Origin of the sequence: Devosia soli (assembly GCF_000970455.1) — a bacterium.
GTDB classification, from domain to species: Bacteria; Pseudomonadota; Alphaproteobacteria; order Rhizobiales; family Devosiaceae; genus Devosia; species Devosia soli.
Genome location: NZ_LAJG01000005.1, coordinates 233,092 through 246,611 on the forward strand (window position 1 = coordinate 233,092; position 13,520 = coordinate 246,611).

15 protein-coding genes and 2 tRNA genes are annotated in these 13,520 nt (G+C 61.0%); 8 read left to right on the forward strand and 9 right to left on the reverse strand.

Annotation, left to right across the window (positions count from 1 at the left end; translation table 11 throughout):
• The first annotated feature begins 71 nt into the window (after positions 1 to 71).
• Complete coding sequence (locus VW35_RS01780) at positions 72 to 308, forward strand: DUF6894 family protein (RefSeq protein ID WP_046141287.1); 237 nt, start codon at positions 72 to 74, stop codon at positions 306 to 308.
• Here the strand turns inward: VW35_RS01780 and VW35_RS01785 are convergent.
• Positions 305 to 2,101 (reverse strand): diguanylate cyclase, encoded by a 1,797-nt coding sequence (locus VW35_RS01785; protein WP_046141288.1) that lies wholly within the window; start codon positions 2,099 to 2,101, stop codon positions 305 to 307. The two genes, VW35_RS01780 and VW35_RS01785, sit on opposite strands and share 4 nt — an antisense overlap.
• A gap of 389 nt (positions 2,102 to 2,490) precedes the next feature.
• On the opposite strand from VW35_RS01785, the gene VW35_RS01790 reads away from it, so the two are divergent.
• The gene (locus VW35_RS01790) at positions 2,491 to 3,186 is read left to right on the forward strand and encodes an HAD-IA family hydrolase (protein WP_161796842.1); all 696 of its coding nucleotides are present in this window, start codon (positions 2,491 to 2,493) and stop codon (positions 3,184 to 3,186) included.
• Here the strand turns inward: VW35_RS01790 and VW35_RS01795 are convergent.
• On the reverse strand, positions 3,183 to 3,605 hold the full coding sequence (locus VW35_RS01795; protein ID WP_046141289.1) for an ArsR/SmtB family transcription factor: 423 nt from the start codon (positions 3,603 to 3,605) through the stop codon (positions 3,183 to 3,185). The genes VW35_RS01790 and VW35_RS01795 overlap by 4 nt on opposite strands.
• A gap of 161 nt (positions 3,606 to 3,766) precedes the next feature.
• Here VW35_RS01795 and trhA point away from each other — a divergent pair, with 161 nt between their 5' ends.
• Positions 3,767 to 4,456, forward strand: a complete 690-nt coding sequence (gene trhA, locus VW35_RS01800) for a PAQR family membrane homeostasis protein TrhA (protein ID WP_046141290.1) — start codon at positions 3,767 to 3,769, stop codon at positions 4,454 to 4,456.
• Position 4,457: 1 nt separating this feature from the next.
• Here trhA and VW35_RS01805 read toward each other — a convergent pair whose 3' ends face one another.
• Positions 4,458 to 4,916, reverse strand: coding sequence for a DUF192 domain-containing protein (locus VW35_RS01805; protein WP_046141291.1), 459 nt, complete (start codon positions 4,914 to 4,916; stop codon positions 4,458 to 4,460).
• A gap of 38 nt (positions 4,917 to 4,954) precedes the next feature.
• The gene (locus VW35_RS01810; RefSeq protein ID WP_152662429.1) at positions 4,955 to 5,575 is read right to left on the reverse strand and encodes a cold-shock protein; all 621 of its coding nucleotides are present in this window, start codon (positions 5,573 to 5,575) and stop codon (positions 4,955 to 4,957) included.
• Between the two features lie 191 nt (positions 5,576 to 5,766).
• On the opposite strand from VW35_RS01810, the gene VW35_RS01815 reads away from it, so the two are divergent.
• The 5 genes from VW35_RS01815 to VW35_RS01835 all read left to right on the forward strand — a co-directional run bounded on the left by VW35_RS01815 (position 5,767) and on the right by VW35_RS01835 (position 8,118).
• Positions 5,767 to 6,183: a VOC family protein gene (locus tag VW35_RS01815; RefSeq protein WP_046141292.1), complete on the forward strand. Its 417-nt coding sequence runs from the start codon at positions 5,767 to 5,769 to the stop codon at positions 6,181 to 6,183.
• 130 nt (positions 6,184 to 6,313) lie between these two features.
• Complete coding sequence (locus VW35_RS01820; protein WP_046141293.1) at positions 6,314 to 6,790, forward strand: YcbK family protein; 477 nt, start codon at positions 6,314 to 6,316, stop codon at positions 6,788 to 6,790.
• 91 nt (positions 6,791 to 6,881) lie between these two features.
• Positions 6,882 to 6,956: transfer RNA gene (locus VW35_RS01825), tRNA-Glu, on the forward strand.
• Positions 6,957 to 7,011: 55 nt separating this feature from the next.
• Positions 7,012 to 7,086: transfer RNA gene (locus VW35_RS01830), tRNA-Glu, on the forward strand.
• 225 nt (positions 7,087 to 7,311) lie between these two features.
• Positions 7,312 to 8,118 carry an alpha/beta hydrolase gene (locus VW35_RS01835; protein ID WP_046141294.1) on the forward strand — a complete coding sequence of 269 codons (807 nt, stop codon included), beginning with the start codon at positions 7,312 to 7,314 and terminating at the stop codon, positions 8,116 to 8,118.
• An 84-nt stretch (positions 8,119 to 8,202) separates the two neighbouring features.
• On the opposite strand, the gene VW35_RS01840 is transcribed toward VW35_RS01835, so the two are convergent.
• From VW35_RS01840 to VW35_RS01860, 5 genes are read right to left on the reverse strand one after another with little or no spacing between them, the layout of a single operon-like run.
• Positions 8,203 to 9,057, reverse strand: a complete 855-nt coding sequence (locus tag VW35_RS01840; RefSeq protein WP_046141295.1) for a 2-hydroxy-3-oxopropionate reductase — start codon at positions 9,055 to 9,057, stop codon at positions 8,203 to 8,205.
• The gene (otnI, locus tag VW35_RS01845) at positions 9,054 to 9,839 is read right to left on the reverse strand and encodes a 2-oxo-tetronate isomerase (RefSeq protein ID WP_046141296.1); all 786 of its coding nucleotides are present in this window, start codon (positions 9,837 to 9,839) and stop codon (positions 9,054 to 9,056) included. The genes VW35_RS01840 and otnI overlap by 4 nt, the downstream gene beginning before the upstream one ends.
• Before the next feature lie 3 nt (positions 9,840 to 9,842).
• Positions 9,843 to 10,757, reverse strand: a complete 915-nt coding sequence (locus VW35_RS01850; protein WP_046141297.1) for a sugar phosphate isomerase/epimerase family protein — start codon at positions 10,755 to 10,757, stop codon at positions 9,843 to 9,845.
• Between the two features lie 10 nt (positions 10,758 to 10,767).
• Positions 10,768 to 11,799, reverse strand: a complete 1,032-nt coding sequence (locus VW35_RS01855; protein ID WP_046141298.1) for a Gfo/Idh/MocA family protein — start codon at positions 11,797 to 11,799, stop codon at positions 10,768 to 10,770.
• A gap of 10 nt (positions 11,800 to 11,809) precedes the next feature.
• Entirely contained in the window at positions 11,810 to 13,513 is a 1,704-nt protein-coding gene (locus VW35_RS01860; protein ID WP_083982323.1) for an ABC transporter ATP-binding protein, read from the reverse strand.
• Between the last annotated feature and the right edge of the window lie 7 nt (positions 13,514 to 13,520).

The following is a 13,520-nucleotide window of genomic DNA, read 5'->3' on the forward strand; positions in this document are numbered from 1 at the left end:
ACGAAACATTCTGGTTCCTCAGCCAGTTAAGCACTGGGGCCAGATGGAGGCCTCACTCGGACGAGGAGGCTATGCCCAAATTCTTTTTCGATCATTTTGAAGACGGGTCACAGGTCGCGTCGGACGCGGTGGGCGTGGAGCTCGCCAGTCTCGAAGCTGCGCGGATGGAAGCAGACATGGCGCTTGCCGAAATGGCGGTCGAACAACTTCATCAAGGCAGCGAATCGAACCGATCCATCCGGGTGCGCGACGAAGAAGGAAAGACCGTGCTGTTGTGCTCGCTCGGCGTTACCAGTCACACGCTTTAGGCGATGCGCGTTTGCGGAGCCGGAAGCCAGTCGGTGACCGTAGCGTTGCGGCCGCCGGATTTGGCGCGCAGCAATGCGGCATCGGCGCGCTGCATGAGCGTTGCGGCTGATTGGCTATCTTCGGTGGAGGCAAGGCCAATCGAGACAGTTACGGTGCCCAACGGCTGACCTTGATAGGTGACGGGCGTGGTCTCGACCGCGTGGCGGATGGCTTCGGCCATATCGAGCGCAATGTGCTTTTCTGCGCCTTTCAAGACCACCGCGAACTCTTCCCCACCGTAGCGATGGACTATGCCCGAGGTCTTTGCAGCATCGGTCATGATCGCAGCGACCTGGGTCATCACATGATCGCCGGCATCATGGCCGAACTCGTCATTGAAGCGCTTGAAATGATCGATATCGATCATCATCAGCGCAGCAGGGAGATCGGTTTCCTCGCGGCGGACACGCAGCAGGTTTTCGTCGAGCGACCGGCGATTGAGAAGGCCGGTCAGCGGATCGCGTATAGCGAGGTTTGCCAGGCGATCGCGCAACTGGAGATTGGCTATGGCGAGCGCCAGATTCTCCGCGATCAGTTCGATATAGACGCGGGCTTCTGCGAGGGCCGTGCCTTCGCCGGGTGCTTCGAAATAAAGCATGCCGACCGTGTCACCGCGGGCTGCCAGCGGAACGCAGAGGCCAGCCTCGGCCGCGTTGGTCGAGAGATGCTGGCAGCGGACATCCGCATCGCTTCGATCACTGAAATGAGCCTTGCCGCGGCGAATGCCCCAGCACTCGAGGCTCGCGAACTCCTGGCGCGAAGCGCTCGGTGCGCCCCAGGTGCTGCGGGCTGTCAGGGCAGTACGGCCATCGTTCATGATAAAGAGATGGCCTGAAAGCGCAGGAAAGAGCTGGGCTGCAAATAGCGAGACGATGGGGGCCAGTTCGCTCTCCTGCCGGCAGGCTTGAAGCCGGTGCATCAATTGCAGGATGCGATCCTTGGTTTCCTGGTCCTTTCGCCGTTCGGCATCGAGCCGCGCACGCTCAAGGCCATTGTCCCGGAAAATCTGGATCGCCTCGTTCATGTCGCCAATTTCATCGCGCCGGCCATCGCGCACGAGCTGAACATCGTAATCCTGGTGGGCGAGGCGCCGGACAATGCCGCTCATCTGATGCAGCGGGCGCGCGACGCGGCGCATGAGGACGAAATAGAGCACGCTCAAAAAGACCAGAGCCGTCAGCGCGAGCAGCGACTTGGCGATCGTGCCCCAGAGGTCGGCCGCGGCCCGGGCTGCGTCGAGCTGATCCTGCGTGCGGGTGGCGACGAGATCGGCAAAATGTCCGACGGCGGCAAGAAGATCGGCTTGCGCGGCTTCGTGCTGGGGGGAAAACACAGCGGCGCGCGCGACGTCTGCGGCGCCATTCTCGAAATCAGCCACGGCCTGCTCCTCGATGGCGTCGAGCATTTCTGCATCGGCTTCAAGTGCATGGAGGGCGCTGATTTCCGCAGGCGGCAGCCCCGCCTCGCCCAACGCGCGAACAGCGGCTTCGCGGGTTCGCTCCGCGCCGACATCGGCGCGAAAAGCTGCAAGAAACTGCGCCTCGCCTTTCATCACGTAAAGCCGCGCCGCTTCGGTTGTCTCCTCCGCGCCGCGCTCAAGAGCTTCGACGGCGGCATCCAGGCGCCATGCGGTTTCAACGGCATCGCGTTCGCGATCGGCATATTGCGTGGCAAGAATAAAGGCGCCGCCGGACAGGAGCGTCAGCCCGACCGTGATGGCATATGCCCAATTGGTGATCGTGCTGATCTTCATCGCGGTCCTCACTGACTTGAGGACGAGCTTAGATCAATTCGTTAAAAATCGGTTTAATGCGACTGTTCGACTGCAACGGGGAAGTATCTCGCTCCGACTCGCAAAGGGCGGCAGGCAGCGACTGAGAACGCGACGCTTTCCGTTGGCTGAGCGCCTCACAGGGAGATGATGCGCTGCCGGACTGCATAAAACTCGGCTCAAAAGCTGTTGATACGGCCGGGGATTTTCGGATGGAGCGGGGCTGCTGTTGAGGCCATCGACCCTCGCTTTAGAGCCCCGTTTCGGTGGGCTTGGCACAGGCGGGGTTGTGCGCGTGGTTAAAATGCGGCAAATTCGACAGCACTTTGGGGGAATGCAGCCTGGACTCAAATCTGACGGCACCGACCATCGTGCTCTTCGACCTCGATGGAACATTGGTTCATCACGTCAATCCACGCGTCTTGCAGATGCTGGAGTTTCTTGACGATTGCTCGCATCGCGCAGCGCGGCTCGTCGCGCGATTCCGCCTGCGGAGGCGGCAGCGAACCACTGAACAGTGCAAGGCGCCGAAGCTTTTGATGCACCGCGCCATTCATCGCGTGCGTCGCAAGTCCGTCGAGGAAATGCTGGTGCCCTGCGAAACGTTGCGCAGCGTCCTGCAAAATCTACGCGACCAGGGTGTGATCCTCGGCGTCGTCAGCAACGGCCTCGGCCGCGGCTATGGTCACGACGTGCTCGAGGCCTTCGATCTCAAGAAGTATTTTTCCGCCTGCGTCTTTCGCGAGGATGTCGGGCGGGGCAAGCCCTGGCCCGATTCGATCCTTGCGGCACTCAAGAGCATTGGCCGGGATGTTCGAGCGCGAGACGTGGTCTGGTATGTGGGCGACCAGCGCAAGGATATCGACGCGGCGCTCGCGGCATCCGCCGCCCTGCCGCAGCCGATAGTCCCCGTGGCGCTGGGCGCAAGAGCGGCGCTGCGCGCTGTGGAAGGCAATTGCCCCAACTTGCAGATCGCCTGGACGGCGCACGATCTCGAACGCCTCCTGGCAAGCCTTTTCGAGCCGGATGCCGATCTCGAATTCGTCGGCCCCGTGGTCGCCGCCTAAAAGTCAAAACCCATTTGATTGGCCGCTGGCACGGCAGGCGCCGCAGACGGCCTGGGCTGATCGACTGGAGCAGGTTCCGCTCGTTTCGGCTGGCTCTTGGTGATGCGGATCGTCTTGGTGGGCTTGGCCTCGACGATTGCGCTCGCAGCAGTCATGCCCTCGATCCATCCCCTGCCCGCTTCGAGCTTGGCTGGCTTGAAGGCATAGAGATTTTCGCGTCCCTTTTTCACCTCGGCGACAAGGCCCGCCGTCTTGAGAACGCGAAGGTGGCGGGAGATGGCCGGGCGGCTGATGGAAAAGGCTTCGGTGAGCACATGCACCGGCATTGGCCCCGCGCGCAAAAGCTCGAGAATGCGGCAGCGGGTGGCATCGGCCAGGGCCGAATAAAGGGCGATCGGGGGCTTGGGCTTTTTGCTCATAGCCTGAGGCCTAAGTAACATGGCCGTTACAGGTCAAGCGCCGCCACCTTTTCTTCACCAGAAACGTTGTGGTCTCGTTGAGCATGACATCGGATTGCCGCATGGCGGCAATAGTTTCGTCATTCCCCGTACCGCATCGTGATGGCGAGGAGAATTTTTGCATGATGGGAATCGAAGGCCAGAAGGCCTATTCCTGGTGGAGCCGGGAACAGCGGCCATATAGCCTCGCCGAACTTATCGTCGATGCCGTGGTTCATATCCTGGGCCTGATCGTGGCGGTTGCCGCAGGCTCGGTACTGCTGACGCTGACGGCGCTTCATACGGCCCCCGAGGCCTTTCCAGCTCTCCTGACCTATGTTTCGACCCTGATCGTGGTTCTCGGTGTGTCGCTGGCCTACAATATGTGGCCGGTTTCGCCGATCAAACAGCACCTCGCGCGGCTCGATCAGGCGGCGATTTTCCTTTTCATCGCCGGCTCTTACACGCCTTTTCTCGCTGTAATCGGCGGCACCAAGACGGGTGCGGTGATGATGAGCCTCGTCTGGGGGGCTTCGCTGATCGGCGTGGCGCTCAAGCTGATCGTGCCGGAACGGTTCGGACGCATGGCGATCGCGCTTTATCTTGCGATCGGCTGGAGCGGCGTGGCTGTCTTCCAGGCGCTATCGCAGGAGCTGCCGAGCTCGACGCTGTGGCTGCTTCTTGCCGGCGGCGTCACCTACTCGACCGGCATCGTTTTTCACCTGTGGGAAAAACTGAAGTTCCAGAATGCGCTATGGCATGTTTTCGTTGTGGCGGGCGCGAGCCTGCACCTCTGGGCGGTGCTCGACTGCATGGTAATCCACCGCCTCTAGGCTACTTGGCGGCTTCGATGCGCTCGTGCGTGACGGTGTCGCCAGCATCGATCCCCAGCTCGACGCTGCGGCCGCCGGGAATTTCGAGGACAAACTGAACCGGGCCATCGGACGGAATGCCCGTCGGATCATGCGGTCGCGCGTTGACATGAACGTTCTTCACGACGCCATCGCCGGTGATGAAAATCATGTCGAGCGGAATGAAGGTGTTCCGCATCCAAAACGAGACCGGCCGATCCTCGAAGAAATCAAAGAGCATGCCGGCGTCCGGCGCCAATTCCTGCCGGTACATCAAGCCCTTGGCCCGGCTTTCGGGCGTATCGACGACTTCCACCTTGAACGTGTGGTCGCCGTTGGCGCTGTGAATGGTCAGGGTTGAATCATCGCTGCATGCGGCGAGCGGCAAGCTGACGCCGACAATAACCGCTACCGCGGCAAGCGCCCGAAACTGGTGGAACATCGAAGGGCCCTTGCTCAATGTGATTGGCGCCGAGACGATCAGTGGGACGACGGAGCCTCGCCCCAGCCATCGGGGCGAATTTCGGCGACCATAAGGCCTTTCGGGCCATTGCCGTAGCGGACGAGCACAAATTGTCCGGGCCGCAATTCGGTGATGCCGAAACGGCGCAGGGTTTCCATGTGAACGAAAACGTCGGGTGTACCCTCGCCCGCAGACAGGAAGCCGAAGCCGCGGATGCGGTTGAACCATTTGACCTCAAGCCGAACCATCGAGGAAGACGGCTCGACGACGACATGGGTGCGTGGGCTTTGCATTTGCGCGGGATGGCGCGCGGTCGATTCGTCCATGGAGACGATTCGGAAGGCTTGCAGACCACCGGGCCGATTGAGCGCCTCGACGACGATGCGTGCGCCTTCATAGGCGGTCTGATAGCCATCACGACGAAGGCAGGTCACATGGAGAAGGACATCGGCCATGCCGTTGTCGGGGACTATGAAGCCAAATCCCTTGCCCGCATCAAACCACTTGATGCTGCCGGAAATCTCGATCGTATCGAGCCCCAAACCGTCCTGACGCGCGGACTGGTCCTCGTGCCCTTCACTCTCGGACTGCGACGGATTCGCGGGATTCCCGCTGTCACCGTTCAGATTGACCCCCATACCCCAACGCCTCTTTGCAACTCCCCGCATCAAGCGGGTACTCCGACACCACAGCTGCACTCTGGCCGATTCAGGCTCAAAAGTTAAGAAGGTGTTGCGAAATAGTTGTAGTTCGATGTGTTTGACGCCGTTGCGGGACAGTGGCGCGCTTGTTAGGCCAAGGACATGTCCGTGCGAAAAGGAAAATCTCTATGAAGTATCTGCACACGATGGTGCGCGTCACCAATGTCGACGAGAGCCTCCGGTTCTATTGCCAGGGCCTCGGGCTTGAAGAAGTGCGCCGCACCGAAAACGAAAAAGGCCGCTTCACCCTGATTTTCCTTCGCGCACCCGGCGATCAGGGCGGCGAAGTGGAACTGACCTATAACTGGGACCCTGAAACCTATACCGGCGGGCGTAATTTCGGCCACCTGGCCTACCGCGTTCAGGACATTTATGCGCTCTGCAAGCACCTGCAGGATATGGGCGTCGTCATCAACCGGCCGCCACGCGATGGACATATGGCCTTCGTCCGCTCGCCCGATGGCATCTCGATCGAACTTATCCAGGACGGTACCCTGCCCCCGCAGGAACCGTGGGCGTCGATGCCCAACACCGGCGCCTGGTAACAGCGTTTACGTTTCGCTAACCGTGACGCTTAGCGCGCGGTTAGCGAAACAATTCTAATTTTAGCGACCAACCGTTCAGCCCATTGCCTGTGGCGCTTCTGCCACAGGCGGCTAACCGGGAAGGTCGCCCATGATTCGCTTCTTCCGCTCAATTCTTGCCTTTGCCTGCGTCGCAGCTGCGCTTGCGGCCTGCATGCCCATGGCCATGTTCGCCAGCGGCAGCGGGCCGGCCTATTCCGGGCTGCGGTCGGATTGGGGAACCTATGTCTCGTCGAATTCGGTCAACGCCTTCTGCCTGACGCCCAAGCTGCGTTTTCTGATCTGGGAGTTCGAGGGGCGTTTCGGCAAGAAGGTGGTGATGCAATCCGGCTATCGCGACCCGAGCCACAACTCGGCGGCCGGCGGCACGGACAATTCCTTCCACATGAAGTGCATGGCCGCGGACTTCTACATTCCCGGCGTCGACAAGAAGCACCTCATCGAGTTTGCGATGCGCAGCAACAGCGTGGGCGGGCTAGGCTGCTATCCCGGCCGGAACTTCATTCATGTCGACGTGCGCGATCGTCCCCGTGGCTACAATCGGCCGGTTACCTTCTCAGGCTGTTGATAACTTTGCCCTTTTTGAAAAAGATGCGAAATCTCGAACGAGGGGGTTGCGCGGCACAAAAGCTCCCTCTATACGACACCCAGCGTTGAGCGCGCCCTTCGTCTATCGGTTAGGACGGCACCCTTTCACGGTGCAGAGAGGGGTTCGATTCCCCTAGGGCGTACCACGCTTCTCCCACCTTAGCTGGGAAAGCGGGTTGGCTCAGGCGCTCATCGACTTAGGCGCCCATCGTCTAGCGGTCAGGACGACGCCCTCTCACGGCGTAAACAGGGGTTCGATTCCCCTTGGGCGTACCAGCCAAGATCAGTTTCTTCCTATGTTTGTGCGACAGCCTTCGACGGACAAGGCTGGACTGTCGGTCGCTTCGTTTCGCCGAAAGTGCCAGACGCGGCATTTCGAGCAGACCAAGCGAATCTGACGCCGAGGGAGCATAAGCAAAATAGGGGCACCGGTGCGCGAAAGGCTGAAACAAACTCGTGCCAGCCCACGTTGCTTGGGTCGTCTATAGAGTGTGAGTTCTCGTGGTTTCCTTGCTTCAGGTGTTTAATGCCCTCACTCCCAAGGATGCCGCTTCGCGCAAAGTCGCGCGCAATATCGCTTTCGGCGATCACGCGCGGCAACGGCTAGATATCTATGCTCCGCGAAAAGCCGCTGGCCCGCTGCCCGTGGTGTTCTTCATCTATGGTGGGTCGTGGAGCGACGGGGACCGGCGCAACTACGACTTTGCGGGCCGCGCAATCGCCGCTCTTGGCTACGTGACGGTAATTGCCGATTATCGGCTGGTGCCGGCGGTCGACTATCCCGTGTTTCTCCAAGACGGCCTCCTGGCGGTCAAATGGGTGGCGCAGAATGTTTCGCCGTATGGCGGCGACCCGACGCGAATGGCTCTGATGGGACATTCGGCCGGCGCCTATAACGCAACCATGCTGGCTCTGCACCCGGACTATCTGCCTGCGGAGGGAATATTGAAAAACGTGCGGTGCGTCGTTGGACTGTCTGGGCCCTATGACTTCTATCCGTTCGATAGCCCGATCACCGTGCGGACATTTGGTGCGGTCACCGAGCCCGAGGATACCCAGCCCATCGAGCACGTGGCGCAATTCGCGCCGCCGATGTTTTTAGGCACAGGAGACGCGGATAGGCTCGTCTATCCGCGTAACACCGTTGCTCTGTCAAACCGACTGCGCCAAGCGGGTGTGGCCGTAAAGGAAGCGCACTATCCGGGGCTCGGCCACCCGCAGACCCTTTTGGCGCTGAGCCGGCCAGCAAGACGTATCGCGCCGGTTCTGGATGACGTGAGCAACTTCCTGGCCGCACATCTAAACTAGAAGTTTACTCTGCCGCACGGGCCGGTGACCGTGCACGCACTTACCGGACCAGTTGTGACGCCAGGGTAGCCTCTGTTGCCCCGATCAGCTCAGCGCCTTGATCAAGGCCGAGTGGTCCTTATCCCCGAGACCATCGGCCAGCGCCTTATTCATCAGCTGCTGCAGGCTGGCTGAGTGGGGCAGATAAAGTTCGAGGGCCTTGGCCGCTTCCATCGCAAGGCCGATATCCTTGCGGTGGAGCCGGATGCGGAAGCCGGGATCGAAGGTTTCCTTGATCATCCGCTCGCCATGGACTTCGAGAATGCGCGAGGAGGCAAAGCCGCCCATGAGGGCTTCGCGGACCTTGGCCGGATCGGCGCCGGCGGCCTTGGCGAGGCTCAGGCCTTCTGCGACGGCTTCGATTGTCAGGCCGACGATGACCTGATTGACCACCTTGGCCGTTTGACCATCGCCAACGTCACCGATGCGGGTGATATTCTGGCCCATGAGCTGGAAAAGGGGCAGCGCGCGCTCGAAGTCAGTCTCTGACGCACCGACCATGATGGTGAGCGAGCCGGCCTTGGCGCCGACCTCCCCTCCGGACACGGGGGCGTCGACATATGACGCGCCGAGTTTGCCAATGCGTTGGGCAAAGTTCTTTGTCGCGACGGGAGAGATCGAGCTCATGTCGATGACGAGTTTCTTTTCGCTCAGGCCAGACGCAACCCCCTCTTCACCGAAAAGTACCGCTTCGACATCCGGTGTATCGGGCAACATCAGGATGATGATCTCGGACGTTTCCGCGACTGCCTTGGCGCTTTCGAGGGCCTTACCGCCTGCATCCACGAGATGCTGCGAAACGTCTTTCACGCGGTGCAGGAAGAGCTCGTGCCCGGCGGCGATGAGGTGGTTGGCCATGGGGCGCCCCATGACGCCAAGCCCGATGAAACCAATCTTCATGGCGATACCTTCCAGTCGTTAAACCAGCTCAAACCCTGGCTGGTGCCCGCCTTGGGCTTGTATTCCGCGCCAACCCAGCCGGTGTATCCGGCCTCATCCAATGCTCTGAAAATGTTGGGATAATTGATTTCACCCGTTCCCGGCTCGTTGCGGCCGGGATTGTCGGCAATCTGCACATGGGCGATGCGCGGCTGCAGGGCGAGGAAGGTCGGGATCAAGTCACCTTGTACCACCTGCATGTGATAGAAATCGTATTGCAGGTAGAGATTATCGTGCTTCACCGCGGAGGCGATCCGCTCGTAATCACTGGTAGAATTGACCAGAAAGCCGGGAATGTCGCGGGTATTGATCGGTTCGAGCAGAAGCTTGATGCCGGCGTCGGCAAAGCGCGGCGCCGCATAGCGCAGGTTGTCGATCAGGACCAGTTCGAGCGCGGTGCGATCATAGCCTTGCGGCGCGATCCCGGCGAGGCAGTTGACCTGGTCGCAGCCGGTCGCCTTGGCGTATTCGACAGCCCGCCCGATACCTTGACGAAACTCCGGTATCCGGTCGGGATGGCAGGCAATGCCCCTTTCGCCCGCTGCCCAATTGCCGGCGGGCATATTGAAGAGCGCCTGGGTTAAGGCGTGCTCGTCGAGCAGAGCCTTGAGCGCCGCAGGGTCTTGGTCATAGGCGCCGACATATTCCACCGCCTTGAAGCCGTCGGCTGCGGCTGCTGCGAACCGTTCCATAAAGGGCAGCTCGGGATAAAGCATTGAGATGTTGGCAGAAAAACGCGGCATGGATCAGGCTCCCTTGAGCGGGCCGGGATAGGCGATAAAGTCGCCGCCACGCGCCGCCTTGAGGTAATTGAGCGCGTGGACCTGGCCGACCATTTCCAGCTCTTCACGATAGACCGGATCGTGCCAGCCTTCGATGTCGATGGAGCCGGACCAGCCGGCGAGGCGCAACTCGGAGATGACGTCGAACCAGTTGGTATCGCCAAAACCGGGGGTGCGCATCCAGACGGCTTTCTCCTTGCCGCCATAGCCCTGGGACTTGATGACATCCCAGCGGATGGTCGCGTCCTTGCCGTGGACGTGGAAGAACTTGTGCGCCCATTTGCGGATTTGCGGAATGGGATCAATGAGATAGACCATCTGGTGGCAAGGCTCCCATTCGAGCCCGAGATTGTCTTCCGGGACCTCGTTGAACATCATTTCCCAGGCGTCGGGATTGTGGGCAATGTTCCAGTCGCCGGTTTCCCAATTGCCGCGCATGGAGCAGTTTTCGAAGGCGATTTTTACGCCCTTGTCGGCGGCGCGCTTGGAGAGTTCGGTCCAGACCTTCTTGAACTGCGGCAGGCTTTCGGGGAGCGGACGATTGCGGATACGGCCGGTAAAACCGGCGACGCAGGTGGCACCAAAATGGTGGGCGTTGTCGATCAACGCCTCCCAGCCGCGCAGGGTCTCAATGTCTTTTGGCTGTTCTTCCAACGGGTTACCGAACATGCCGAGGGTGGACATGGTGACGTCGCGGTCGCCGATAACATCCTTGAGGCGCTTGGCGAGTTCGGGGAGATCCTTGTTCACGGTCTGCCAGAAATAGGGCTCGATGCTCTCAAAACCGTGCGGCAGGATTTTTTCGAGGTAGCCGACGGGATCGGGCTCGTGGCCGCGGATCATGGTGCCGATGCGAATGGCTTTGGGGTCTATCGCCATGAAATAACTCCTAAATTATGATTTCGACGCGCCGGCCGGCGGTAGAGCTGTCAATGGCTCCGAGGACCATGGCGAGGCTTTTGATGTTTTCGCGGCTGACCGTTTCTGGCGTGGGTCCGCCACGGGTCGCCATCAGAAAATCGGTGATGACGCCGAGGTGGCCGCCAATGCGGTCGGCTGGATCGAGTGCAGGAATTTCAAGGACTTGCGTATCCGGAAGCAGCTTTCCGGCGACATGAGGCTGAGCGCGTTCGGCGCGGATGTCGTCGGCGCCGTCCCAGAGGATCGAGCCCTCCGTGCCGGTGATGCGCCAGGTGCTTTCCCAGGAGGTGCGGAGGCCCGGCGCGGCCCAGGATCCGCGGTAAGTCATTACGGCGCCTTGCGAAAATCGGAAACTGGCGAAGGCGGAGGCATCGCGTTCGTACCAGGAGCCGGCGGGGTTCCACTCTTCGGCATAGACCGAGGTGGCGGCATCGTCGATGACGAAGCGGGCGGCGTCGAAGGTGTGGACGGCCATGTCCAAAAGGAGGACGTGGGGCATCTGTTCGCGGAAGCCGCCGAAGTGCGGATCGAGGAAGAAATCGCAGTGGACGCCGGTGATACCCCCGATGGCGCCGGAGGCGACGAGACGGCGGATGCGCCGGAGTTGGGCGAGGTAGCGGCGGTTCTGGATGACGACGTGGAGACGCCCTGCGGCTTCGGCGCGGGCGACCAAATCGCGTGCTTGATCAAGGGTTTCGGCCATGGGCTTTTCGGACAGCACATGGGCGCCAGCGGACAAGGCGGTCGCGACAATGCCATGGCGGACCGCGGGGATGGCGACGTCGAAGACGATCTCGGGAGACAATCTATCCAACATCGCTTTGAGATCGGTGCCGATCTCGGGATTGATGTTTTGCTCGGCCGCGCGGGCCTCGGCATTGGCCGGATTGATGTCGACAATTCCGACGATATCGACGCCGCCGACGGTCTTTATGGCGTCGAGCCACTTGCGGCTCATCGCGCCAGCGCCGGTGAGAACGGCACGCTGATTGGTGGTCATTTGGGTAGCATCACGTTGACGTTGAGAGGGCCGAAAAGCGTGTTCGGTGCAACATCCGCTTATTGCGGGGGTCAGGATTGGGGACGGCCGAGATCAGGGCGCGGGTGTAGTCTTCACTCGGGCTCGTGCAGATCGTTTCGGCAGGACCGATCTCGACCAGTTTGCCCCGATGCATGACGGCGACGCGATCGCAGAAATAGCGGACGACGGAGATGTCATGGGAGATGAAGATGAAGGACAGATCGAGGCGGCTTTGGATCTCGAGGAGGAGGTCGAGAATCTGGCTGCGGATCGACACATCGAGAGCGGAAGTCGCTTCATCGGCGATGATGATGCGGGGATCGAGCGCAAGGGCGCGGGCGATGCCGATGCGCTGGCGCTGGCCGCCGGAGAATGCGTGGGGATAGCGCTCCATGACATCGGGCGAGAGACCGACGAGGCGGAGAAGTTCGGCGACTTTTTCCTCAATCTCCTTGCCCTTGAGCTTGCCCTCGACGACCAGGGGATCGCCGATGATCTGGCGGATGGTCATGCGGGGGTTGAGCGAGGCAAAGGGGTCCTGGAAGATCAGGCGGACGTCGGCGTGGAATTTGCGCAGGTCGGATTTCGAGAGCGCGGTGACGTCGATCTCCGTGCCATCCTTCTGCCGATAGAGGACCTGGCCGGTCGTCGGTTCGACGATGCGGAGGATGAGACGCCCGAGAGTAGTTTTGCCGGAACCTGACTCACCGACGACGCCGAGATTTTCGCCGGCATGGAGGACGAGGCTGACATCATCCACGGCCTTGAGGGCGAATTTCTTGGTGCCGAGAAAGCCCTTGGCGCCGCCGTAGACCTTGGTGAGGCCTTTTACCGTCAGGAGTGGTTGGGGCGTGATGACGGCTTCGGCGCGGGCATCGGCGGGTTGCTCGAGTTTGAGGGTCGAGGCGAGGAGGCGCTGGGTATAGGCGTGCTGAGGGGCGTGGAAGATGGCGTCGACTGTGCCGGTCTCGACAATGCGGCCGAAACGCATGACGGCGACATCATCAGCAACTTCGGCGACGACGCCCATATCGTGGGTGATGAGCAGCACGGCCATGCCGCGTTCGGTCTGCAGGCGCTTGATGAGATCGAGGATCTCGGCCTGGGTCGTGACGTCGAGCGCCGTGGTCGGTTCATCGGCGATGAGGATGTCGGGATTGACGGCGAGGGCCATGGCGATCATGGCGCGTTGGCGCATGCCGCCGGAGAACTCGAAAGTGTAGCGATCGGCCATTTCGGCGGGGTTGGGAATTTCAACCTGCCCGAGCAGTTCGACGGTGCGGGCGCGGGCGGCGCGTTTGTCCATCCCCGAATGAAGGCGGATCACTTCATCGATCTGGCTGCCGATGGTGTGGACCGGCGAGAGCGAGGACATTGGCTCCTGAAAGATGAGACCAATGCGGGCGCCGCGGACGGCGCGGACCTCGGGACTGTTGGAGGCGAGTTGAGCGAGATCGACTTCACGACCCTGGGTGCGGAGGATGATCCGGCCGCCAACCATGACGCCTGGCTTATCGACGATGCGCATAAGCGAGCGAGCGGTAACGGATTTGCCGGAGCCGCTTTCCCCGACGAGCGCGAGGGTGCGGCCGCGATGGAGGTCAAAACTCACATCGCGGACGGCGTGGAGAATGTGCGTGCGGAGGTGAAAATCGAGCGAGAGATTTTCGACGCTGAGGACTGGCTTTTCCATTGTTTTT